Origin of the sequence: Enterobacter sp. HSTU-ASh6, assembly GCF_026319105.1 — a bacterium.
In the GTDB taxonomy this organism is placed as follows: Bacteria; Pseudomonadota; Gammaproteobacteria; order Enterobacterales; family Enterobacteriaceae; genus Enterobacter; species Enterobacter sichuanensis.
The window spans coordinates 16453-40531 of record NZ_WSPD01000011.1 but is presented as its reverse complement, the minus strand read 5'-3'; the positions used below and the strand labels follow the sequence as shown (position 1 = coordinate 40531).

20 protein-coding genes are annotated in these 24079 nt (G+C 58.8%); 12 read left to right on the top strand and 8 right to left on the bottom strand.

Features of this window, described 5'->3' with window-relative positions:
• Nucleotides 1-12: 12 nt before the first annotated feature.
• The 6 genes from GM298_RS14745 to iolB are packed head-to-tail and all read left to right on the top strand — an operon-like array spanning nt 13 to nt 7395.
• Nucleotides 13-1560, top strand: coding sequence for a sugar ABC transporter ATP-binding protein (locus GM298_RS14745; protein ID WP_047959216.1), 1548 nt, complete (start codon nt 13-15; stop codon nt 1558-1560).
• Nucleotides 1561-1571: 11 nt separating this feature from the next.
• The gene (locus GM298_RS14740; RefSeq protein ID WP_025758920.1) at nt 1572-2600 is read left to right on the top strand and encodes an ABC transporter permease; all 1029 of its coding nucleotides are present in this window, start codon (nt 1572-1574) and stop codon (nt 2598-2600) included.
• 8 nt (nt 2601-2608) lie between these two features.
• Nucleotides 2609-3742 carry a Gfo/Idh/MocA family protein gene (locus GM298_RS14735; protein ID WP_045284573.1) on the top strand — a complete coding sequence of 378 codons (1134 nt, stop codon included), beginning with the start codon at nt 2609-2611 and terminating at the stop codon, nt 3740-3742.
• Between the two features lie 12 nt (nt 3743-3754).
• Complete coding sequence (locus GM298_RS14730; RefSeq protein WP_266154366.1) at nt 3755-5659, top strand: bifunctional 5-dehydro-2-deoxygluconokinase/5-dehydro-2-deoxyphosphogluconate aldolase; 1905 nt, start codon at nt 3755-3757, stop codon at nt 5657-5659.
• Between the two features lie 11 nt (nt 5660-5670).
• Entirely contained in the window at nt 5671-6561 is an 891-nt protein-coding gene (gene iolE / locus GM298_RS14725) for a myo-inosose-2 dehydratase (RefSeq protein ID WP_266154364.1), read from the top strand.
• A 9-nt stretch (nt 6562-6570) separates the two neighbouring features.
• Entirely contained in the window at nt 6571-7395 is an 825-nt protein-coding gene (iolB, locus tag GM298_RS14720) for a 5-deoxy-glucuronate isomerase (RefSeq protein ID WP_266154362.1), read from the top strand.
• A gap of 54 nt (nt 7396-7449) precedes the next feature.
• On the opposite strand, the gene GM298_RS14715 is transcribed toward iolB, so the two are convergent.
• The 3 genes from GM298_RS14715 to GM298_RS14705 are packed head-to-tail and all read right to left on the bottom strand — an operon-like array spanning nt 7450 to nt 9948.
• Nucleotides 7450-8193, bottom strand: coding sequence for an alpha/beta fold hydrolase (locus GM298_RS14715; RefSeq protein WP_266154361.1), 744 nt, complete (start codon nt 8191-8193; stop codon nt 7450-7452).
• 11 nt (nt 8194-8204) lie between these two features.
• Entirely contained in the window at nt 8205-8669 is a 465-nt protein-coding gene (locus GM298_RS14710) for a DUF6130 family protein (protein WP_266154360.1), read from the bottom strand.
• 49 nt (nt 8670-8718) lie between these two features.
• On the bottom strand, nt 8719-9948 hold the full coding sequence (locus GM298_RS14705; RefSeq protein WP_266154359.1) for an MFS transporter: 1230 nt from the start codon (nt 9946-9948) through the stop codon (nt 8719-8721).
• 96 nt (nt 9949-10044) lie between these two features.
• Here GM298_RS14705 and GM298_RS14700 point away from each other — a divergent pair, with 96 nt between their 5' ends.
• Complete coding sequence (locus tag GM298_RS14700) at nt 10045-10935, top strand: LysR family transcriptional regulator (protein WP_266154358.1); 891 nt, start codon at nt 10045-10047, stop codon at nt 10933-10935.
• Here the strand turns inward: GM298_RS14700 and GM298_RS14695 are convergent.
• Complete coding sequence (locus GM298_RS14695) at nt 10932-11120, bottom strand: YfgG family protein (RefSeq protein ID WP_025758931.1); 189 nt, start codon at nt 11118-11120, stop codon at nt 10932-10934. The genes GM298_RS14700 and GM298_RS14695 overlap by 4 nt on opposite strands.
• A 352-nt stretch (nt 11121-11472) precedes the next feature.
• On the opposite strand from GM298_RS14695, the gene GM298_RS14690 reads away from it, so the two are divergent.
• Nucleotides 11473-13713 carry an EAL domain-containing protein gene (locus GM298_RS14690; RefSeq protein WP_266154357.1) on the top strand — a complete coding sequence of 747 codons (2241 nt, stop codon included), beginning with the start codon at nt 11473-11475 and terminating at the stop codon, nt 13711-13713.
• A gap of 4 nt (nt 13714-13717) precedes the next feature.
• On the opposite strand, the gene ppx is transcribed toward GM298_RS14690, so the two are convergent.
• The 4 genes from ppx to purM form a co-directional block, all read right to left on the bottom strand.
• Complete coding sequence (gene ppx / locus GM298_RS14685; protein WP_025758933.1) at nt 13718-15256, bottom strand: exopolyphosphatase; 1539 nt, start codon at nt 15254-15256, stop codon at nt 13718-13720.
• Between the two features lie 3 nt (nt 15257-15259).
• Nucleotides 15260-17320, bottom strand: coding sequence for a polyphosphate kinase 1 (gene ppk1 / locus GM298_RS14680; RefSeq protein WP_025758934.1), 2061 nt, complete (start codon nt 17318-17320; stop codon nt 15260-15262).
• A 183-nt stretch (nt 17321-17503) separates the two neighbouring features.
• A complete protein-coding gene (purN, locus tag GM298_RS14675; protein WP_025758935.1) occupies nt 17504-18145 on the bottom strand; it encodes a phosphoribosylglycinamide formyltransferase in 642 nt (213 codons plus the stop codon).
• On the bottom strand, nt 18142-19179 hold the full coding sequence (purM, locus tag GM298_RS14670) for a phosphoribosylformylglycinamidine cyclo-ligase (RefSeq protein ID WP_025758936.1): 1038 nt from the start codon (nt 19177-19179) through the stop codon (nt 18142-18144). The genes purN and purM overlap by 4 nt, the downstream gene beginning before the upstream one ends.
• 246 nt (nt 19180-19425) lie before the next feature.
• Between purM and bglK the strand changes: the two genes are divergently transcribed.
• From bglK to uraA, 4 genes are all read left to right on the top strand, one after another.
• Entirely contained in the window at nt 19426-20319 is an 894-nt protein-coding gene (gene bglK / locus GM298_RS14665; RefSeq protein WP_059385984.1) for a beta-glucoside kinase BglK, read from the top strand.
• A 10-nt stretch (nt 20320-20329) separates the two neighbouring features.
• A complete protein-coding gene (locus GM298_RS14660; protein ID WP_045284562.1) occupies nt 20330-21760 on the top strand; it encodes a 6-phospho-beta-glucosidase in 1431 nt (476 codons plus the stop codon).
• Nucleotides 21761-21961: 201 nt separating this feature from the next.
• Nucleotides 21962-22588 (top strand): uracil phosphoribosyltransferase, encoded by a 627-nt coding sequence (gene upp, locus GM298_RS14655; RefSeq protein WP_003860560.1) that lies wholly within the window; start codon nt 21962-21964, stop codon nt 22586-22588.
• Between the two features lie 86 nt (nt 22589-22674).
• Complete coding sequence (uraA, locus tag GM298_RS14650; RefSeq protein WP_013098238.1) at nt 22675-23964, top strand: uracil permease; 1290 nt, start codon at nt 22675-22677, stop codon at nt 23962-23964.
• The last annotated feature ends 115 nt before the right edge of the window (nt 23965-24079 follow it).

Genomic DNA, 24079 nt, shown 5'->3' with positions numbered 1-24079 from the left:
AGGAGCAGACCGATGTCGCAACCCTTACTGAAAGTGACCGACCTGGCAAAAAGCTTTTCCGGCGTCTGGGCGCTGAGCAGCGCCCAGCTGACCGTCGGCAGCGGAGAAATTCACGCCCTGCTGGGGGAAAACGGGGCGGGAAAATCGACGCTGCTAAAAGCGCTTGCGGGCGCGCAGCCGCAAACCCGCGGGGAAATCTGGTTTAACGGCGAAACGTTGCCGGTGGATGACTCCCCGGTGGAGCGCCAGAACAAGGGCATTATCACTATCTATCAGGAATTCAACCTGCTGCCCAATATGACCGTCGCGGAAAACATGTTTCTCGGGCGCGAACCGCGCAAGCGTAACCTGATCGTCGACGAAAAGGCGGTAAACCAGGAGGCGCAGGTTATTCTCGATTACCTGCAGCTGAACGTCGCCCCGACCACACCCGTCGCCCGTCTGAGCGTGGCGCAGCAGCAAATGGTGGAGATCGCCCGGGCGCTGACCCTCAACGCCCGTTTAATCATTATGGACGAACCGTCCGCCGCGCTGAGCGACAGCGAGGTGGAAAGCCTGCACCGCGTGGTGCGAGAGCTTAAAACCCGTGGCGTGAGCATTATCTATGTCACCCACCGTCTGCACGAAGTGTTCCAGCTTTGCGATCGCTTCACCGTTTTCCAGGACGGCCGCTTCACCGGCACCGGCGCGGTGGCCGAGACCAACGTCGAACAGCTGATCCGCCTGATGGTCGGGCGCGATGTGGCCTTTAACCGTCGTCCCGCCAGCGAAACCCACCATGAGGACAAACCCGTTCGCCTGGCGGTGAAGGGGCTGAGCCGTGAAAAGCCGCCGCTGGATCCGCACGGCATCGCCCTGCATGACATCAGCTTCCACGTCCACGCTGGGGAGGTGTTAGGCATTGCCGGGCTGGTGGGCGCCGGGCGCACCGAAGTGGCGCGCTGCCTGTTTGGCGCAGACGCGTTTACCTCGGGCAGCTTTGAGCTGGACGGCGTGCCGTACCAGCCGCGCGACCCGCTGTATGCCCTCGAACAGGGCGTGGCGCTGGTACCGGAAGACCGTAAAAAAGAGGGGGCGGTGCTGGGGCTGTCGATTCGCGACAACCTGTCGCTCTCCTGCCTCTCCTCGCTGCTGCACTGGCGCTGGTTTGTGAACACCCGCAAAGAGGACGATCTGATTGAGTCCTACCGCCAGGCGCTGCAGATCAAAATGGTCAACAGCGCGCAGGAGGTGCGCAAGCTCTCCGGCGGTAACCAGCAAAAAGTGATCCTCGCGCGCTGCATGGCGCTCAACCCGCGGGTGCTGATCGTTGATGAGCCGACGCGCGGCATTGACGTGGGGACCAAATCAGAAGTGCACCAGGTGCTGTTTGACATGGCGAAAAAGGGCGTGGCGGTGATCGTGATCTCCTCCGATCTGCCTGAAGTGATGGCGGTTTCCGACCGGATTATCACCCTGAGTGAAGGCCGGGTCACCGGCGAGATCCACGGCGATGAGGCCAACGAAGAGCGGCTGATGACGATGATGGCCATCAACCACAACGCCCTGAACGCGGCATAACGGAGTAACTCATGACGCAGATGATTTCTAAAACGCAGGTCCCGGTTAAACGTGCCGGACGCATCGATCCCATCGCCTTCTTCGAGCGCTTTGGGGTGCTGATTTTCATGATCCTGCTGCTGATCTTCTTCCAGTCGCAGAACAGCAATTTTTTCTCTGAACGCAATATTTTCAACATTCTGACCGAAGTCTCCATCTACGGGATCATGGCCGTGGGGATGACCTTCGTCATCCTCACCGCCGGGATCGACCTCTCCGTCGGCTCCATTCTGGCAGTGTGCGCCATGACCGCGGCGTACGTGATTAAGGGCGACAACTTCACCACCGTTGACCCGAATGCCTGGGGCGGCATGAGCTGGCTGATTGGGCTGGGGATCTGTCTGGCGATGGGCACGGCGATTGGCTTCCTGCACGGTCTGGGCGTCACCCGCCTGCGCCTGCCGCCGTTCATCGTCACCCTCGGCGGGATGACCATCTGGCGCGGCCTGACGCTGGTAATTAACGACGGCGCGCCGATCGCCGGTTTCGATCAGGGCTACCGCTGGTGGGGACGCGGGGAGCTGCTCGGCATCTCCATTCCAATCTGGATTTTTGCCATCGTCGCCGTCGGCGGCTATCTGGCGCTGCATAAAACCCGCTGGGGCCGCTTCGTCTACGCCATTGGCGGCAACCCGGAGGCAGCGCGTCTGGCGGGGGTGAACGTCAGGCGCGTGCTGGTCAGCGTCTATGTGCTGATTGGCTGCCTGGCGGGGCTGGCGGGCTTCATCCTCAGCGCGCGTCTGGGGAGCGCCGAGGCGGTGGCCGGGATCTCCTTCGAGCTGCGCGTCATCGCCTCGGTGGTGATTGGCGGCACCTCGCTGATGGGCGGCTACGGGCGCATCGGCGGCACCATTATCGGCTCCATCATTATGGGCATTCTGATTAACGGCCTGGTGTTGATGAACGTCTCGGCCTACTACCAGCAGATTATCACCGGATTAATTATCGTTCTGGCGGTGGCGTTTGACACCTACGCCAAGAGCCGTCGCGGCGCACTGTGAGGATCACGATGAAAGAGGTTCGTATTGGATTGATTGGCACCGGGTATATCGGCAAGGCGCATGCCATCGCCTATGCCCAGGCCCCGACGGTGTTCAACCTGCGCGGCAGGCTGGTGCGCGAGATGGTGGCGGAAGTCACGCCGGAGCTGGCGGCAGCGCGCGCCCAGGCGTTTGGCTTCAACCGCTCAACCGGAGACTGGCGGGCGCTGGTGGCCGACCCGGCCATTGACGTGGTGGATATTTGTTCCCCCAACCACCTGCATAAAGAGATGGCGCTGGAGGCGATCCGCCACGGCAAGCACGTCTACTCGGAGAAGCCGCTGGCGCTCAACGCCCACGATGCGCGCGAGATGGTCGACGCTGCGAAGCGGGCAGGGGTGAAAACGCTGGTGGGGTTCAACTACATGAAAAACCCGACGGCGCAGCTGGCGAAAGAGATTATCGCCCGTGGCGAGATTGGTGAAGTGATCCACTTCTACGGTACCCACAACGAAGACTATATGGCCGACCCGCTTTCGCCGATCCACTGGCACTGCTTCAAAGAGACCGCCGGGCTGGGGGCGCTGGGCGACCTCGCGGCGCACATCGTCAACATGGCCCAGTACCTGGTAGGGGAGATTGAGCAGGTTTGCGGTGATTTAAAAATCGTGGTTCCGGCGCGTCCGGCAAAGGCCGGTTCGTCGGAGATGATCGCCGTCGAAAATGAGGATCAGGCCCACGCGATGGTGCGCTTCGCGGGCGGGGCACAGGGCGTTATTGAGACCTCCCGCGTCGCCTGCGGGCGCAAGATGGGGCTGTCGTATGTGATCACCGGGACGAAAGGCGCCATCAGTTTCACCCAGGAGCGCATGGCGGAGCTGAAGCTCTATCTGCATGACGATCCGGTGAACCGTCAGGGGTTCCGTACCCTGCTCGTCGGCCCCGCTCACCCGGACTATGGCGCGTTCTGCATGGGCGCGGGCCACGGGATTGGCTTTAACGATCAAAAAACGGTGGAGGTGCGCGACCTGGTAGACGGGATAGCCGCCGACGCGCCGATGTGGCCGGACTTCGAAGAGGGCTGGAAGGTGTCGCGCGTGCTGGACGCGATTGCGCTCTCACACCTGCAGGGCCGCTGGCTGAACGTGAACGACATTGTCTGATGAGGTATCAACGTGGAAAAGCAGTTTGATGTGATATGCATGGGCCGCGTGGCGGTAGACCTCTACAGCCAGCAGATTGGTGCCCGTCTGGAGGATGTCTCGAGCTTCGCCAAATACCTCGGCGGCTCGTCCGGCAACGTGGCGTACGGCACCGCACGCCAGGGCCTGCGCTCGTCGATGCTGGCGCGCGTCGGCGATGAACATATGGGCCGCTTCCTGCGGGAAGAGTTAAACCAGGTGGGCTGCGATACCAGCCATCTCATTACCGACAAAGAACGCCTTACGGCGCTGGTGCTACTCGGCATTAAAGACCGGGACACCTTTCCTCTGATTTTTTATCGCGATAACTGCGCGGATATGGCCATTACGGCCAGCGATGTGGACGAAAGCTACATCGCCTCCGCACGGTGTCTTGCCATCACCGGGACTCACCTTTCTCACCCGCAGACCCGCGAGGCGGTGCTGACGGCGCTGGGCTATGCCCGCCGTCACGGCGTGCGCACGGTGCTGGACATCGACTACCGTCCGGTGCTGTGGGGGCTGACCTCCTTAGGCGACGGCGAAACGCGCTTTATCGCTGCCGATAAGGTCACCCGTGAGCTGCAGGAGGTACTGCACCTCTTCGACGTCATCGTCGGCACCGAAGAGGAGTTTCACATTGCCGGCGGCAGTACGGATACCCTTCAGGCGCTGGAGCAGGTGCGTGCCGTGAGTCAGGCAACGCTGGTCTGCAAGCGCGGCGCGCTGGGGTGTTCGGTCTATACCGGCGCCATTCCGCCCCGTCTGGACGACGGCCTGACGGTGACCGGCGTGCGCGTGGAGGTGCTGAACGTCCTCGGCGCGGGAGATGCGTTTATGTCCGGCCTGCTGCGCGGCTACCTGAATGACGAGGGCTGGGAGCAGGCGTGCCGCTACGCCAACGCCTGCGGCGCGCTGGTGGTGTCGCGCCACGGCTGCGCCCCGGCGATGCCGAGCAAAATCGAGCTGGATGATTATCTCTCGCGCGCCGCAAGGGTGCCCCGCCCGGATCTCGACCCGCGTCTTAACCATCTCCACCGGGTCACTACCCGCCGTCGGGAATGGCCGGAGCTGTGTGTAATGGCCTTCGACCACCGCAGCCAGCTGGAGGACATGGCGCTGCAGTGCGGCGCGTCGATCGGGCGCATTCCGGCGCTGAAGCAGTTGATCCTGCAGGCCAGCCGCGAGGCGGCAAGCTGCGCCGGGCTGGAGGGCAAAGCCGGTCTGCTGTGCGACGGCACCTTTGGTCAGGACGCGCTGAACGCCATTACCGGTGAAGGGTGGTGGATTGGCCGCCCCATTGAGCTGCCCGGCTCGCGTCCGCTGGAGATGGAGCACGGCAACATCGGCACCCAGCTTATCAGCTGGCCGCAGGAGCACGTGGTGAAATGCCTGGTCTTCTTCCATCCTGAAGACGCCCACGGCCTGCGCCTGGAGCAGGAACAGAAAATCGCCGAGGTGTACCACGCCTGCTGCCAGTCCGGGCATGAGCTGCTGCTGGAGGTGATCCTTCCGGCCAGCATGCCGCGCAGCGATGAACTCTACCTGCGCGCCATCTCCCGCTTCTACAACCTCGGCATTTACCCGGACTGGTGGAAGCTGCCGCCGCTCTCAGCCGGGGGCTGGACGGCGCTGAGCGAGATTATTGCGCGCCGGGACCCGCACTGCCGCGGGGTGGTGATCCTCGGGCTGGATGCCCCGGCAGAACAGCTGCGCGCTGACTTCAAAGCCGCAGCGGGACAGGCGCTGGTGAAAGGGTTTGCCGTGGGACGCACGCTGTTTGGCGATGCCTCCCGCGCGTGGCTGAAACACGACATTGACGATGCGCAGCTGGTGGCGCGCATCCGGGACAACTACCTGCAGCTTATCGCCTGGTGGCGCGAGCGCGGACACGCATAATGGAGACGACAATGAGTGTACAACTGGGCATTAACCCGCTGACGTGGACGAATGACGATCTGCCTTCCCTCGGCGCGGAGACGCCGCTGGAAACCTGTCTGAGCGAGGGAAAAGAGGCCGGTTTTGCCGGGTTCGAATTGGGTAATAAATTCCCGCGCGAAGCGCGGCTGCTTGGCCCCATCCTGCAGCGCCATGACCTGCAGCTGGTTTCCGGCTGGTACTCCGGCCGCCTGCTGGAGCGCAGCGTGGAGGAGGAGATCGCCGCCGTGCAGTCTCACCTGACGCTGCTGCGCGAGCTGGGGGCGAAGGTGCTGGTCTTTGCCGAAGTCAGCGGCTGTATTCACGGCGAGCAGCAGACCCCGGTTCACCTGCGCCCGCGCTTCCCGCAGGCGCGCTGGAAAGAGTACGGCGAGAAGCTCACCGAGTTTGCCCGCTATACGCAGCAGCAGGGCGTGCAGATTGCCTACCATCACCATATGGGCACGGTGATTGAGTCCGCCGACGACGTGGACAATCTGATGACCCACACCGGGGAGGCGGTCGGATTGCTGCTGGATACCGGCCATCTGACCTTTGCCGGGGCCGATCCGCTGGCAGTGGCGCAGCGCTGGGCGTCGCGCATCAACCACGTCCACTGCAAAGACGTGCGTGCCGACGTGCTGGCGGACGTGAAAAACCGTAAAACCAGCTTCCTCGACGCGGTGCTGAGCGGCGTGTTTACCGTGCCGGGCGACGGCTGCGTGGATTACCCGCCGATTATGCAACTGCTGAAAGCGGAGGATTATCACGGCTGGCTGGTGGTGGAGGCCGAGCAGGATCCGGCGATTGCCCACCCGCTGACCTACGCCCGTCTGGGGTACAACAACCTGAGCCGCCTGGCGCGCGACGCCGGGCTTATCTGAGGAGGTGACATGTCACGTTTGCTATCACGCTGGCAACAGCCGGACGCGGTGGGGCGCACCCAGTGCGTTACGCCGGAACGCGCCGGCTGGGGATATGTCGGCTTTGAGGCGTTTGAGCTGCAGGAGGGGCAGACGCTGACGCTGCCCGCCGTCAGCGAAGAGCGCTGTCTGGTGCTGGTCGCCGGGCGCGCCTCCATCAGCACGCCTTCCGCGCAGTTTAACGACATTGGCGAGCGGATGAGCCCGTTCGAGCGCATCAGGCCGTGGGCGGTGTACGTCACCCCGCAGGAGACGGTGCAGGTGAAGGCGCTGACGAGGCTGGAGCTGGCGGTCTGCGCCGCCCCCGGCAAAGGCACATACCCGACACGGTTGATTGCGCCGCAGGATATCGACGCTGAAGCGCGGGGCAAAGGCCATAACCAGCGCTATGTGCACAATATTCTGCCGGAAGATAAGCCCGCCGACAGCCTGCTGGTGGTTGAGGTGTGGACCAATGAGGGCTGCACCAGCTCGTACCCGAGCCACAAGCACGACACGGATAACCCGCCGCAGGAGACGTATCTGGAGGAGACCTACTACCATCGCCTCAACCCCGGTCAGGGGTTCTGCATGCAGCGGGTTTACACCGACGACAGAACGCTGGATGAGTGCATGGCGGTCTACAACCGTGATGTGGTCATGGTGCCGAAGGGCTACCACCCGGTGGCGACGATGGCCGGGTATGACAGCTATTACCTCAACGTGATGGCCGGGCCGGTGCGCAAATGGATGTTCACCTGGGAAGAGAACCACGCGTGGATTAATCGCGATTATCCCGCGGATGGCGGGCGCTGAGGCTGTTTTTTGCCGGGTGGCGCTGCGCTTACCCGGCCTACAATTCGCAAAAAATTACTTTGCTTCAATCGCCTGCTCAATCGTCCGGGCAACGATCTCCGGCTGGCTTACCATTGACACGTGGCTCGCCGCCACCTCCGTGGTTTTCGCATGGATCGTCTTCGCCATCGCACGTTCAAGCGCCGGGTTAATCATCCGGTCATTCTGACTCACCACATACCAGCTCGGTTTGTTGTACCACGCGGCGTGAGTCACTTTTTCTGCGAAAGCGTCGCCCTTAATTGGCCCCTGCGTGGCCGCAATGGTCTGTTGTTCAACCGGTTTCACATCCGGCGCGAAGTCCTTCCTGACGGCCTCCGTTGGCAGATATAAATAGCCGTCCGCCGTTTTGGCGATGCCCGCGCTGCCCGGCGGAGCAGGGACGCTTCCCGCGAGATCCGCCGTCGACTGGCCGGAGTCCGGCGCGAACGCCGCCACATACACCAGCGATTTCACCCGCGCATCGTTGCCCGCTTCACTAATCACGGTGCCGCCCCACGAGTGGCCCACCAGCACCACGTCGCCGTGCGCCCGGGCGATGGCTCGCTGCGTGGCAGCCACGTCATCTTTTAGCGAGGTGAGCGGCAGCTGGACGGCAATCACCTCTGCGTGCTGTTTCTGCAACAGGGTAATCACCTTATTCCAGCTGCTGCCGTCGGCAAACGCGCCGTGTACCAGCACGACGCTGGTTTTACTCTCCGCGAAGGCGCTGGCGGAAAGGGCCAGCAGGCCTGCCGTCAGTACAGACAGTGCTTTCATTTTCAGATTCCTTAAAAATGGTGGATCGCCGCATGGGGCGGTACGGTGAATTCAAGGGTTTTGTGATCGACAGGCTTATGGGTCGGATCGGCCAGAATAATCGTGACCTTGTGTTTACCGGCGGGGAGTCCCACCAGAATCACCGGCTCTCCGCTGGTATCCGCCCAGTGCCACGGCGCGTCATCCACCACCACGTGAATGTGTCCGATGCGCGGGGTCACCCTGAGCGCATCAGGGCCGAACACCGGCTCGATACGCAGGTTTTCGACACGATACTGAATAAAGACCGCCCCTTTGCTCAGCGGACCGGCGAGCGGTGGATCGACAATCAGCCTGGCGGGGGGCTGCGGGTGTTCCAGCGGGGCAACGGCAGCAGGGCCGTTGGCGTCTGCGGCGCTGAGGTTGTCCAGGGGCGCAGCCCCGGCGCTGGCCGACGCCAGGGCAAGTATAGGCAGCAGTAAAAATCGACGATTCATCTTTATCTCCTTATCCGTTGCGAGTGATAACGGAGACAGAAGACCATTTTTATGTATCGGCGATATTTGCCGGAGGGGGCGTTTTGTACCCGTTTGTCAGCGTGTCGCGCTGGATACAGTGCGTTACATTCTGCCTGCGCGAACGGCGCACAATCGTTATCGCCAGACCGGCAATCACCAGCGTTAACCCGGTGGAAACCCACATTGCCCCTGCGATCCCCAGCGTTTTGTTGAGCCATGCGTAAGCAAACGGCGACGCTGCCGCCATCAGCTGCGCGGGGATCAGCAGCAGACCTGTGCGGCGGGCATAGTTTTCCGCGCTAAACAGCGCCAGCGGCAGGGTGGCTTTAACGATAGTCACCAGCCCGTTGATGGCCCCATAGCCCAGCACAAACCCGGCGGCGCACCAGACAAACAGGGCGCTGCTTATCCCCACAAGAAAACAGAGCGGCATGGCGAGAGCGGTAAAAAGCATTAAGGAGAAGGGCGTTAAGCGGGCACCGGCCACGACCTCCAGCGCGCGGGCGCCCGTCTGCCCGAACCCCCACAGCATGCCGATGGCGACCGGCAGGCCGCAGCTTGCAATAAATTCCGGCAGATGGGTGGACGTACCGTTAGAGACAAAAGTGATGAGGGCAATGAAGGCGGCATAAAGCCAGCCGTTACGCCGTTCGTTTTTCAGCGGCGGCGCGCTGACCTTTGTCGTCACCGCCAGCCGCTGCCGGGGAAGGGTGCGTATCAGCGCCGCGCTCAGCAGGCCTGCGAGGGCATAGACACGTAACGCCTCCTGCCAGCTCATGATGTGGAGCAGGCCATCGCCCAGCGGCCAGAAGACGGCGGAGGCCAGCCCGCCCGCCAGCGTGACGCGTGAGATCGTTCTTCGCGCCTGCTGCCCGTAGAGGTTGACCAGCGCGGCGAACAGCGCATCGTACAGCGACAGGCGCATCCCGACGCCGGTGATCAGCCAGGCGCAGTACCAGCCAGACAGCGTCTGGGTAGACGCCATCCCTGCGCAGCTGATGGCGATCAGCAATGTGCCGCTCATCACCACCGTCTGGCCGCCAAAGCGCGCCAGCAGACGGGCAACAAAAGGAGAAACCGCCGCCATCACCAGCATCGCCAGCGTCAGGCCGAGGTAAATCTGCGGGGATGACCATCCCCGGTCGGCTGAAATGGCCAGCGCGAAGGTGCCGGGCATATAAAACGAGATCCCCCAGTTGATGAGCTGATTACAGCCCGCCGCGAGGGCGAGGCGGCGAGGCAGGGCCGGTGTTTCCATTGTTTTCACTCCGTTATGCAGTTGTCCTGAGCATAACGGCCGCGGTATTGTGCTGGCAGGGCCGCAACCTTATGCGCGGTATAAGAGAAACTTTGAATGACGACGCTTAATCTGGGCTATCTCGCGACGTTCCGTCTGGTTCACCAGCGCGGGAGCTTTTCCGCCGCGGCGGATCTGCTGGGCATTTCCCAGCCCGCCGTCAGCCTGCAAATTCGCCAGCTGGAGCAATTTCTGCAAACGCGACTGGTGGAGCGTACCGGGCGGGGCATCAGGGTGACGGCAGCCGGAGAGGCTCTGCTGGCGCATGGGGAGCGCATTCAACAGGCGGTGGATGAAGCCATCCGCGCCGTGAGCGCCTTCAGCCATGATGTGAGCGGCACCATTACGCTCGGCACGGGCGCAACCGCCTGCATTCATCTGCTGCCGCCGCTGCTGGAACAGCTACGCCGCGACTATCCGCTTCTGAACGTGGGGGTAACCACGGGCAACACCCTGGATATCGTCAGGGCCATCGAGGAGAACCGTCTCGATATGGGGCTGGTGACGCTGCCGGTGAGTAGCAGAGCGCTGGATGTTCTGCCGGTGTTGGAGGAAGAGTTTGTGTTTATTGCCTCACGGGAGCAGCAGGAGGCTTTCAGGGCGTTTACCCCGGAGGCGTTATATGCTCACCCGCTGATTGCCTTTGAATCCGGCAGCGGTACCCGGGCGCTGATCGAGGGCTGGTTTGCTGCCAGTGGCTCAGGGGTCGCGCCGGTGATGCAGCTTGGCAGTATCGAGGCGATCAAGCGCATGGTGCGCGCAGGGCTGGGCTACAGCATTGTGCCGCGCATGGCGGTGGAACAGAAAGCCGATCGTGACGGGCTATGCGTGAGGTCGCTGACGCCGGTGCTGCATCGGCAGCTGGCCGTGGTCATGCGACAGGATAAAATCCTCAGCAAAGGGATAGCAGGCATTATTCGGTTAGTGCAAAACTCTCCGGCGAGCTAGCGATCAGCCGTGTCGACGGTCAGGCTGGTTTGCTGAGACTGGAGTTTGTCCTGGTGGTGATACCAGGCGCCAATCGAAGAATAAACGAAGCGGCCAAAGAAAAAGAGGAAGCTGATTAACAGTATGATGCGGGTCATCCGGGTGTTAAATCGATGTCGTTTGCGCATACGCGTGACCTGACTCACTCTGTTTTTCCTGGGTAAGCCCTTTTGGGCGATAAGGATATTAAGGCACAGCGGGAAGATGGGGTCAATTCTGCAATGTGTAAATAACCGTCAACGTTTACATTATCTGATGTTATCGAAATTTATTAATGCATTTACCATCTTGATAACGTGAGGAAAATTATTTCAAAAAAGCGCCGCGAAACGTTATTTGCGTAAATTAGTTTGATTTAGGTCAACGGATTCTCAAGCCTGGTATTTAAAATCCTTCCTCCACACTGTTCGCCCTGCACGTTGCCGGGCGGCGCGTACGTCAGGTCGGATGCCTGTCTTTATGTTCCCCAGGGACTGAAAGGGGTTAAACCGGGCATCTATGAACATTCTCGCTTTCCTGAAACGCAATAAAGACCGCTGGTGGGCGCTGCCGCTTATTTTGCCAGTGGTTTTGATGCCCGTGCTGAGTGCAGCCAATACCCTGACGCAACTGGGCGACGGTATTGTGGCGCTCTATTATTTGCCGCTCTCTTTTCTGCTCGTATTAATGCTCTTCTTTGGCTTTGCCGCCGTGCCTGGAATTGTGTTATCGCTGTTTATCCGTTATTACGACGCGGTCGGGCTGTTTGAAACCGTCGCCGGTGTGCTGCATTTTATTGTTCCTCTCGTGCTGAGCTGGGGGGGGTATCGCGTTTTTGCCCCCAGACGCAATATGACGGGGTACGGCGATATCCGGCTGATGCCGCAGCGCCTGTTCTGGCAGGTCTTCTGTCCTGCAACGCTGTTTCTCGTGTTGTTTCAGTTTGCGGTCTATCTGGGCGTGTATGAGAGTCGTCAGAGCCTGGCGGGGCTCAACCCGCTCAATATTCGCACGCTCATTAACTATCAGGCGCTGCTGGTCAGCGGGCTGACAGGCGTGCCGTTGAGCTATCTGCTGATCCGCCTGATTCGTCATCCGTGCTATCTCACCCGTTTTATCTCGCAGATCCGTCTTCAGATAGACAAAAAGGTGACGCTCGTTGAGTTTTTGCTGTGGGCGATTACGCTTGGCGGGTTGCTTTCGCTGCTGTTGCTCCCGATGAATGAAAACAGCTCCATTTTCACCACCAACTACACCCTGTCGTTGCTGATGCCGGTGATGCTCTGGGGGGCGATGCGTTTTGGCTATAAGCTGATATCGCTGATCTGGACACCGGTGCTGCTGGTGTCTATTCACTATTTTTATCACTATATCCCGGTGAACGCGGGGTATGACATCCAGCTGGCGATCACCTCTTCCAGTTATCTGGTCTTCTCGTTTGTGGTGATTTATATGTCGATGCTGGCGACTCGCCAGCGTGCGGTGAATAAACGCACCCGCAGGCTGGCGCTGCTCGACCCGGTCGTACATATGCCTAACCTGCGGGCGCTGTCGCGCGATCTGGCGAAGAACCCATGGTCGGCGCTCTGCCTGCTGCGCATTCCGGAGCTGGAAATTCTGGGCCGAAATTACGGCGTGCTGCTGCGTATTTTGTACAAACAGCAGCTGGCGCAGTGGATTAACGGCACGCTTCAGCCGAATGAGCAGGTATATCACCTGACTGGCTGCGACCTGGCGGTACGGCTTAACGCAGAATCACACCAGCAGCGCATTGATACCCTTGACGAGCATATCAAACAGTTCCGCTTTGTCTGGGATGGCATGCCGCTGCAGCCGCAGGTTGGCGTGAGCTACTGCTATGTCCGCTCCCCGGTTACTCATCTTTATCTGGTACTGGGCGAGCTGGGGGTGGTTGCCGATCTGTCGCTCTCCTCCAACCATCCGGAAAATCTTCAGCAGCGTGGCGCTGTCCATCTGCAGCGCAGCCTGAAGGATAAAGTCGCGATGATGAGTCGCCTGCAAAAGGCGCTCGATAACAACGCTTTTACCCTGCTGGCGCAGCCCGTTCGCGGCCTGCGGGGCGATCGCTATCATGAAATCCTGCTGCGGATGCCGGACGTAGACGGGCTATTGCTCTCCCCCGATCAATTCCTGCCCGTCGCTCAGGAGTTTGGTCTCTCCTCGCGGGTGGATTTGTGGGTGCTGGACCACACCCTGCGCTTCCTGGCAGAACACCGCGAGCAACTACCCGGTCATCGTTTTGCCATTAATCTGGCCCCTTCAACCGTTTGTCGGGTGCAGTTCCCGCTTGAGGTGAGCCGCCTGCTGGCGAAATACGTCATTGAGCCATGGCAGCTGATTTTTGAGGTGACGGAGTGCAGCACCTTCGGCAATGGGGAGCAGGCGCAACACATCCTCCAGCAGCTGCAGAAAATGGGGGTACGCATTGCGATTGATGATTTTGGCACCGGCTATGCCAGCTACGCGCGGCTGAAAAGCGTGGATGCCGATATTCTCAAGATTGACGGCAGCTTTATTCGCAACATCGTCAATAACAGCCTGGATTACCAGATAGTGGCTTCAATCTGCCATCTGGCGCGCATGAAGAAAATGCTGGTGGTGGCAGAGTACGTCGAGACCGAAGAGATACGCAGCGCGGTTCACGCGCTGGGCATCGATTATGTGCAGGGGTATCTGATTGGCAGGCCGGTGGCGCTTGCCTCGCTGCTGGAGGCAGAGGCGTCCGTAGCGGACGCCTGAGCCGTTACGCCGCGACGTCGGCGCTCTCTTCTTCGATCTTGAGCAGCCAGCCGGTGACCGCTTCCCAGTACTGCTGCTCTTTTTCCAGGTCCAGCAGGACCAGCGCGTTCTGGCTAAACCAGTCGTGCGGGAAGCAGAGCGTCCAGTGATGGTCGTCGGTTTTCAGCTTCAGCGTGGGCGGGGTGGTGGTGGCCTGACGCTGGTTATTGAGCAACACGCCCAGGCGCAGCAGCTGAATCAGCGGCAGGAACTGCTTCTTCTTGAACAGCGTGAAGCGCGGCAGATCGTCGAGCTTGATGGCTTTACGGTGATAGCGCACCAGGGTCGCCATCATGGTCTGCTGCTCCTGGTTGAAGCCCGGCAGATCGCTGTTTTGCAGAATGTAGGCCGAATGACGGTGCATGCCGCTGTGGTTGATGTTCAGTCCCACTTCGTGCAGCATCGCGGCCCATTTCAGCAGAGCGGCGAGCTGCGGATGCGCAAGTTTAGGATTCTGCTCCTGCCATTGTTCGTACATCTGTACGGTGGTTTCCAGCACGCGCTTCGCCTGGTCGCGGTCGATGTTGTACTGGTTTGCCAGGCTTTGCGCGGTGCGGCTGCGAATATCCTGGTGGCGGAAGCGGCCTTCCATCTCGTAGAGCACGCCTTCACGCAGCGCGCCGTCGGAGAGACGCAGCTCCTTGATGGCCAGCGCATCGAACACGCCGCAGAGAATAGCCAGCCCCGGCACGAACACCGCTTTACGCTCGTCGGAAAGCCCCGGCAGGCTTAAGGCGTCAAAACTTTTATGTTTCAGTACTTCTTCGGTCAGCAGCGTCAGGCGCTCGGGGGTGATAAACCCGTCTTTTTCACCCATCGCCAGCAGCACTTCATGCGCCGCTTTGATGGTGCCTGACGCGCCCAGCGCCACGTTCCAGCCCTGGATCCGGTACTGCCAGGCCAGGTTTTCCAGTTTCTGGACGGCTGCCATCCTCGCCCGCTGGAAGTTCTCACGGGTGATGGTGCCGCCCGGGAAGTACATCTGCGCGAAGCTGACGCAGCCCATCCGGCGACTTTCCACCAGACGCGGCTCAAAGTCTTCACCGATCACAAGCTCTGTAGAGCCCCCGCCGATATCGATAACCAGCTTGCGCCCTTTTTCCGGCTGGGTATGCTCAACGCCCATAAAAATCAGGCGCGCTTCTTCGTTACCGGAGATGATCTCAATCGGGTAGGGGATCACTTTTTCCGCCCGCTTGAGGAACTCTGGCGCGTTCAGGGCCTGGCGCAGGGTATGGGTGCCCACGATGCACACGCTGGAGGGCGAAAAGCCCTGCAGGCGTTCAGCGAACAGCGACAGACAGTTTAAGCCGCGCTCCATCGCCTCTTCGCTAAGCATGCTGCGTTCATCAAGGCCATCCGCCAGGTGTACGCGCTGCTTCAGACGACCGATGATCTGCAGCGCGCCATCCACCTCACGGGCGATGACCATGTGGAAACTGTTAGAGCCTAGATCGACCGCGGCGAATTCCTGCGGGCGTGGGGTCTTATCATTTATCGGCATAGGTTAATCGGGTTGCTCGAGTGATTTGATATAGTCGTAAATCGCCAGTTGTGACCGCACTTTACGACGGTTGCCGCGCGGCACGTAGCGGTTACTCAGTTCTTTGTCGATATAGCGTGCTTTCACGGTATCGCTGAACAGAATCTCGATAATGTCGAGGATCTGCTGCTTCAGACGCGGATCCAGCAGCGGTGCCGCGACTTCAATTCGGTAGTCAATATTGCGCGTCATCCAGTCTGCAGAAGAGAGATAGACCTGCTTATCACCCGCATTATCAAAAATATAGACCCGATCGTGTTCCAGGTAGCGGTCAACAATGCTGATCACCCGAATATTGTCGCTGATGCCTTCCAGTTCCGGGATCAACGAGCACATGCCGCGGATCAGCAGGTTAACCGGCACGCCGGAACTGGATGCCGCATACAGGCGGTCTACCAGACCTTTGTCGACCAGGTTGTTGAGCTTCAGGGTGATGCCGGACGACAGCCCTTTCTGAGCATTGGCGATCTCTTTGTCGATCATATCGTACAGCAGACGGCGCGAGTTCTGTGGGGACACCAGCAGATAGTCGAAGCTCACCGGGCGGTACGGGTTCTCAATAAAGTTGAATACCCGACGCACCTCGTTGGTGATGCGCGCATCGGCGGTCAGCAGCGAGTAGTCGGTATAAATTCGCGCGGTTTTCTCGTTAAAGTTCCCGGTACCGATGTGGGCATAGCGCACCACGTCGTCACCCTCTTTGCGGGAGATGAGGAACAGCTTGGCGTGAATTTTCAGCCCCGGCGCGGAGAAGATGACGTGTACGCCCGCTTCCGTCAACCGGCGCGCCCAGTGAATGTTCGCCTCTTCATCGAAGCGCGCCTGCAGCTCCACCACAACGGTAACTTTTTTACCGTTGTGCGCGGCGTGGATCATCGCATCGATAATGCGGGAATCTTTGGCCACGCGGTAGATGTTGATTTTGATCGCCAGCACGCTCGGGTCGAAGGAGGCCTGACGCAGCAGCTCCAGCACGTGTTCAAACGTGTGATACGGATAGTAGAGCAGGACGTCGCGTTCGCGGATGGCGTCGAAACCGTTGCGGAATTTATCAAACCACAGATGGCGCAGGCGCGGCAGCGGTTTGTTTACCAGATTGGCCTTGCCCACGTTCGGAAAGCCAATAAAGTCTTTAAAGTTGTGGTAACGGCCACCCGGCACGATGGAGTCATAGCGCGAAATGGTCAGTTTCTCGCGCAGCATTTCCACCATCGCGTCCGGCATATCGCGCTGATAAACAAAGCGCACCGGCTCCGCCGTCAGGCGCTGCTTGAGGCTGGAGGACATCAGCTCCATCAGGCTGGCTTCCATCTCGTGCACCAGGTCATATTCGGCGTCACGGGTCATCTTCATCGAGTAGGCGTTTAACGCGTCGTAATCGAAGAAGCCTTTAAAGATGTCATCCAGACAGTAGCGCAGGATGTTATCCAGCAGGATCATCGGCTTGCGTCTGCGCGGGGTTTCCGGCGGCAGGTTCACAAAGCGCGGCACCTTATCGGACGGGATCTCCAGCAGCGCGTAGCGGATGGATTCACCGCGAATAATTTCCACCGCCAGGTAGGTGTAGTCATCTTTCAGGAACTGTACCAGATCGGTTTCGCGGTTGATCAGAATCGGGGTAATGTGCTGGCGCAGATACTGCTTGAAGTAGTGGCGCAGCCAGTTTTGTTGGTTAACGGAAAGCTGACGTTCGTTAATCAGGAAGATTTGATTGCGTGCCATCTCCAGCAGCAGTTCGTTATACAGGCCGTCAAATTCCTGATCGGCTTTCAACACGCGGGACTGGATTTTGCCCAACAGATGACGCGAGTGAGAGTTTAAGCCCTGTTCTTCGCTGATGATGATGCGTCTTTTCAGCTCGGCAAAGCGAACCTTGTAGAACTCATCCAGGTTGTTGGAATAAATGCCCAAAAAACGCATGCGCTCAATCAGCGGGTTACTTTTGTCAGCCGCTTCCTGGAGGACACGTTCGTTAAATGCTAACCAGCTTAGCTCTTTCTCGATATATAACTTTTCCTGACCCATTACAGCTCACACTCCAGTTCAATCACAGGACGTGGTAAATCCGTCTCGTCCTTATTATGGCGAGCATTTCCACGATATGTCCAACAGTGCCAGAAAAGTATGACAGTTATTTTTTTTGTTGAGGATTTTAGAGGGTTGGAGAAGGGGATATCGGGTAAGCGCAGCGCCACCCGATATAACAAACTACTCTTCGGCCGCATAGCCCTGCGGAGGTAACTTCACGCCATCCAGCCATGCCGCGCCGTCGCGCATTTCGAGACGTCCGTCGACAAACCAGCTCACCACCAGCGGGTAAATGGCATGCTCCTGGGTCTGTACCCGTTCGGTCACGTCGTCTTCGTTGTCGCCGTCAAAGACCGGGACTTTGGCCTGCAGGATCACCGGGCCGCCGTCCAGTTCGTCGGTCACGAAATGCACCGAGGTACCGTGCTCTTCATCGCCGTTTTCCAGAACCTGGCGATGGGTGTGCAGGCCGGGATATTTCGGCAGAAGCGAAGGGTGAATATTCAGCAGGCGTCCGGCGTAATGTGCAACAAAAGCCGGGCTCAGAATACGCATGTATCCTGCCAGCACCACGACGTCAGGAGCGTAGGCATCAATCTCCTGCACCAGTTCGCGGTCAAACGCTTCACGACCGGCAAACTGGCTGGCTTCCAGCGCGTGCGCGGGAATGTTTGCTTCCCGGGCGCGCTCAAGGCCGAATGCATCGGCCTTGTTGCTGAAAACTGCCCGAATGGTGCCGTTGATTTTCTTCTGTTTGCAGGCGTCAATTATCGCCTGCAAATTGCTTCCGTTGCCGGAAATGAGCACCACGATGTTTTTCATTCAATGACCACACGCTGTTCAGAATCGGAAGCTTTAATCGTACCGATTTTCCACGCGTTTTCACCTTTCTCTGTCAGCAGCTTAACCGCTTTATCCGCTTCACTGGCTGGCAGGGCGATCACCATACCGACGCCGCAGTTAAAGGTGCGATACATTTCGTGAGAGCTCACGTTACCTGCGGTCTGCAGCCAGTTAAAGACGGCCGGCCACTGCCATGAGGATTCGTCGATCACCGCCTGCGTGTTGTCCGGCAGTACGCGAGGAATGTTTTCCCAGAAGCCGCCGCCCGTCAGGTGGGCAATGGCGTGCACGTCAACGTTCTCGATAAGCTCCAGCACGTTTTTCACGTAGATGCGGGTCGGGGCCAGCAGATGATCGGCCAGTGGTTTACCTTCAAGCTCGGTGGTCTGTGGGTCGCAACCGCTCACCTCGAGGATTTTGCGCACCAGGGAGTAGCCGTTAGAGTGCGGGCCGCTGGAGGCCAGCGCGATCAGCACATCGCCATCGGCCACTTTGCTGCCGTCGATAATTTCTGATTTTTCTACCACGCCGACGCAAAATCCTGCGACGTCATAATCTTCGCCGTGATACATGCCCGGCATTTCAGCGGTCTCACCGCCGACCAGCGCACAGCCAGACTGCAGACACCCTTCGGCGATACCGTTAATGACGCTGGCTGCGGTATCCACGTCCAGTTTGCCGGTCGCGTAATAATCGAGGAAGAACAGCGGCTCAGCACCCTGAACCACCAGGTCGTTTACACACATCGCGACCAGATCGATACCGATTGTGTCGTGACGTTTTAAATCCATCGCCAGGCGCAGTTTTGTGCCTACACCGTCAGTACCCGAGACCAGAACAGGTTCACGATATTTTTGCGGCAGCGCGCACAGTGCGCCGAATCCACCCAGACCCCCCATCACTTCCGGGCGGCGGGTTTTTTTCACCACACCTTTGATTCGGTCAACCAGCGCATTACCTGCGTCAATATCAACACCGGCATCTTTGTAGCTGAGAGAAGTTTTGTTGGTCACGGCTCAAGTCCCCACGCGATTGCATAGCTAGTAAGAAAAATCGGCGCAATTCTAACAGTCCAGGCAAACGTTTGCGAGCCTATTCTCGGCGAGAGGATTTTTTTTTCTGTTCCCCCTCTGGCGGCGCGCAAACTTGACTCCGTTCACGAAAATGAAACCGGTTTCGGCGATCTGCTTGCCAGCGGTTTGCGGATTGAACATCATGAACTGAAACCGGTTTCATTTTCATTCAGGAGGGATGAAGTCATGAGCATCGCCGCATTCGATATTGGTGGCACCGCATTAAAAATGGGCATTGCGACAGCGCAGGGAGAGCTTCTGCAAACGGATAAGGCCGCCATTAAGAACAGCGACGGCGAGGCCATCCTTTCGCACATGCTGAGCTGGGTGACGGCGCATCGCGCACTTGACGGGATCGCCATCAGCGCGCCGGGGTACGTTAACCCGCATACCGGGTTTATCGAGATGGGAGGGGCAATCCGCCGCTTCGACCAGTTCGCGTTGCAGGCCTGGCTTGAGGCGCAGACGGGGTTACCGGTGACCGTAGAGAATGACGCCAACTGCGTGCTGCTGGCGGAACGCTGGCAGGGGAAGGCGACGGGGATCGACAATTTTCTGGTGCTGACCATCGGTACCGGGATTGGCGGGGCCATTTTCTGCAACGGCAGGCTGGTTCACGGGGCGCGTTTTCGCGCCGGGGAGTTCGGCTACATGCTTACGGAAAGGGCAGACTCAAGACGTGTTGCCCGCCACTCCATGAATGAAAACTGCACGTTACGCACCCTGCGCAAGCGCTACGCCGACTTTCACGGGCTGGCGCTTGATGAGGTGACCGGCGAAGCCATCTTTGATGGTTATGACGCAGGCGACGTGGTATGCCGCCGCCTGGTGGATGATTTTCTTAACGGCATTGCGACAGGGCTCTACAACCTGGCGAATGTGTTCGATCCGCAGACCATTTTCATTGGCGGCGGTATCGCGGAACGACCCGGTTTTATGGGCCTGCTTCGCACCCATCTCACGTGGTTTGGCATCGCGGATATCGCCGATGTTGTCAGCCACGGCAACCGCGCCGGGTTAATTGGCGCGGTTTACCATTTCAGACAGCAGTATCCGTCAGCAATCCGCAACATCGAATGAGGGAAAGAGTATGTCAGGATTTAAAGCAGGTTTTCTGTGGGGCGGCGCGGTGGCCGCGCACCAGCTGGAAGGCGGCTGGCAAGAGGGCGGTAAAGGGGTGAGCGTCGCCGACGTCATGACCGCCGGCGCCCACGGCGTACCGCGTGAAATCACCAACGGCGTGCTGCCAGGGAAAAACTACCCGAACCACGAAGCCATCGATTTTTACCATCGTTATAAGGAAGACATCAAACTCTTTGCCGAGATGGGGTTCAAATGCTTCCGTACCTCTATCGCCTGGACGCGCATCTTCCCGAAAGGGGACGAGCGGGAGCCTAACGAGGCGGGCCTGAAGTTCTATGACGATCTGTTCGATGAGTGTCTGAAATACGGCATTGAACCGGTTATCACGCTGTCTCACTTTGAGATGCCTTTCCATCTGGTCACGGAATACGGCGGATGGCGCAACCGTAAGCTGATCGACTTCTTCGTTCGCTTCGCAACCGTCGTATTCCAGCGCTATCAGCATAAAGTGAAGTACTGGATGACCTTCAACGAGATTAACAACCAGGCTAACTTCCACGAAGATTTTGCGCCGTTCACCAACTCCGGGCTGAAGTATGCGCCGGGGGAGGACCGGGAGCCGGTGATGTTCCAGGCGGCCCACTATGAGCTGGTGGCCAGCGCCCTGGCGGTGAAGGCGGGACGCGAGATTAACCCGTCGCTGCAGATCGGCTGCATGATTGCCATGTGTCCTATCTATCCGCTGACCTGCGCGCCCGACGATATGATGATGGCGATGAACGCCATGCACCGTCGTTACTGGTTCACCGACGTCCATGTGCGCGGTAAGTATCCGCAGCATCTGCTCAACTACTTCGAGCGTCGCGGTTTCGCGCTGGATATTACCGAGGAAGATAAAGCGGCGCTGACCCAGGGCTGCGTGGATTACATCGGCTTCAGCTATTACATGTCTTTCGCCACCAAAGCGACGGCGGACAACCCGGAACTGGATTACGACGAGAGCAAGAGCCTGGTCTCCAACCCGTACGTGCAGAAATCGGACTGGGGCTGGCAGATTGACCCGGTGGGTCTGCGCTACTCCCTGAACTGGTTCTGGGATCACTACCAGCTGCCGCTGTTCATCGTTGAAAATGGCTTTGGCGCCATCGACGTGCAGGAGAGTGACGGCACGGTGAATGATCAGTACCGCATTGACTATCTCGCCGCCCACATCCGTGAGATGAAAAAAGCGGTGGTGGAAGATGGCGTAGACCTGATGGGCTATACCCCGTGGGGCTGTATCGACCTCGTTTCTGCCGGTACGGGCGAAATGAAAAAACGCTACGGCTTTATCTTTGTCGATAAAGACAATGAAGGTAACGGCACGCTGAACCGCAGTAAGAAGAAGTCGTTCGACTGGTATAAGCAGGTGATTGCCAGCAACGGCGATAACCTGTAATTGTCGGGTGGCGCTAACGCTTACCCGACCTACACTACACGTAGCGCCACCGGGCAGAACCTCGCACATAAGCCGGAGACACCTCTCCGGTTTTTTTGTCTTCGCTTGATCCCTGTCAAGCAAGATGGGTATGGCCTAATCTGAAAAAAGCGGTATAATCCCGCGATTTTTTTGCGGATGCCACCTCAGAGGAGAAAGAGAATGAAGATTGTGGAAGTGAAACACCCACTCGTTAAACACAAGTTGGGCCTGATGCGTGAGCATGACATCAGCACGAAGCGTTTTCGCGAACTGGCATCTGAAGTGGGTAGCCTGCTGACCTACGAAGCGACCTCTGACCTGGAAACCGAAAAAGTGACCATCGAAGGCTGGAACGGCCCGGTGCAGGTTGAGCAGATCAAAGGTAAGAAAATTACCGTAGTGCCAATTCTGCGTGCCGGTCTCGGCATGATGGAGGGCGTGCTGGAGCACGTACCGAGCGCACGTATCAGCGTGGTGGGTATCTACCGTAATGAAGAGACGCTGGAGCCGGTACCTTATTTCCAGAAGCTGGTGTCTAACATCGACGAGCGTATGGCGCTGGTGGTTGACCCAATGCTGGCGACCGGTGGATCAATGATCGCCACTATCGACCTGCTGAAAAAAGCGGGCTGCAGCAGCATTAAAGTGCTGGTGCTGGTTGCGGCACCGGAAGGGATCGCGGCGCTGGAAAAAGCGCACCCGGATGTGGAGCTGTATACCGCGTCTGTCGACCAGGGGCTGAACGAGCACGGGTACATCATCCCGGGGCTGGGCGATGCCGGCGATAAGATCTTTGGTACGAAATAATCGAATAACGATAACGAAGCCGACTTTGATAGTCGGCTTTTTTTTGAATAAAACACACATAACTAACCATCTCAGAGGAAAACACTATGACGCGCCGTGCTATCGGGGTGAGTGAAAGACCGCCGCTTTTACAGACAATCCCGCTTAGTTTGCAGCACCTGTTCGCCATGTTTGGCGCAACCGTGCTGGTGCCAATCCTGTTTCACATTAACCCGGCTACCGTGCTGCTGTTCAACGGTATTGGTACGCTGCTGTACCTCTTTATCTGTAAAGGCAAAATTCCCGCGTATCTGGGATCGAGCTTTGCCTTTATCTCGCCGGTGTTGCTGCTGTTGCCGCTGGGTTATGAAGTGGCGCTGGGCGGGTTTATCATGTGTGGCGTGTTGTTCTGCCTGGTCTCTTTCATTGTGAAGAAAGCCGGTACCGGCTGGCTGGACGTGATGTTCCCGCCTGCGGCAATGGGCGCCATCGTTGCCGTTATCGGTCTGGAGCTGGCGGGCGTGGCGGCCAATATGGCCGGTCTGCTGCCTGCTGACGGCCAGTCACCGGATTCCAAAACCATTATCATCTCGCTGGTGACCCTGGGCGTGACGGTGTTTGGCTCCGTGCTGTTCCGCGGTTTTATGGCGATTATCCCGATCCTGATCGGCGTGCTGGCGGGCTATGCGCTCTCCTTCGTGATGGGGGTTGTCGATACCACGCCAATCGCTCAGGCGCACTGGTTCGCCCTGCCAACCTTCTACACGCCACGCTTCGAATGGTTTGCTATCTTCACCATTCTGCCTGCCGCGCTGGTGGTCATCGCTGAACACGTAGGTCACCTGGTGGTGACGGCGAACATCGTCAAGCGCGATTTGATCCGCGACCCGGGTCTGCACCGTTCTATGTTTGCCAACGGCTTCTCGACCATTATCTCCGGGTTCTTTGGCTCCACACCAAACACCACCTACGGTGAGAATATTGGCGTGATGGCCATTACCCGCGTTTACAGTACCTGGGTTATCGGCGGCGCGGCGATCATTGCCATTCTGCTTTCCTGCGTCGGTAAACTGGCGGCGGCGATCCAGATCATCCCGGTGCCGGTGATGGGCGGTGTCTCTCTGCTGCTGTACGGCGTGATCGGCGCATCCGGTATTCGCGTGCTGATTGAGTCTAAAGTGGATTACAGCAAAGCGCAGAACCTGATCCTGACCTCCGTTATCCTGATCATCGGCGTGAGCGGCGCCAAGGTGCACATCGGTGCGGCCGAGCTGAAGGGGATGGCGCTGGCGACCATCGTTGGCGTGGGCCTGAGCCTGATTTTCAAGCTGATCTCCGTGATCCGCCCGGAAGAGGTGGTGCTGGACGCTGACGAAAGCGAAAAAGCGTCACATTGATCTTATATACACAAAATCATTCAAGCTGCATCAAGGCGGCAAATCTGAGAATCCCCAGGAGCTTACTCAAGTAAGTGACTGGGGTGAGCAGATGCAGCCAACGCAGAGGCAGCTT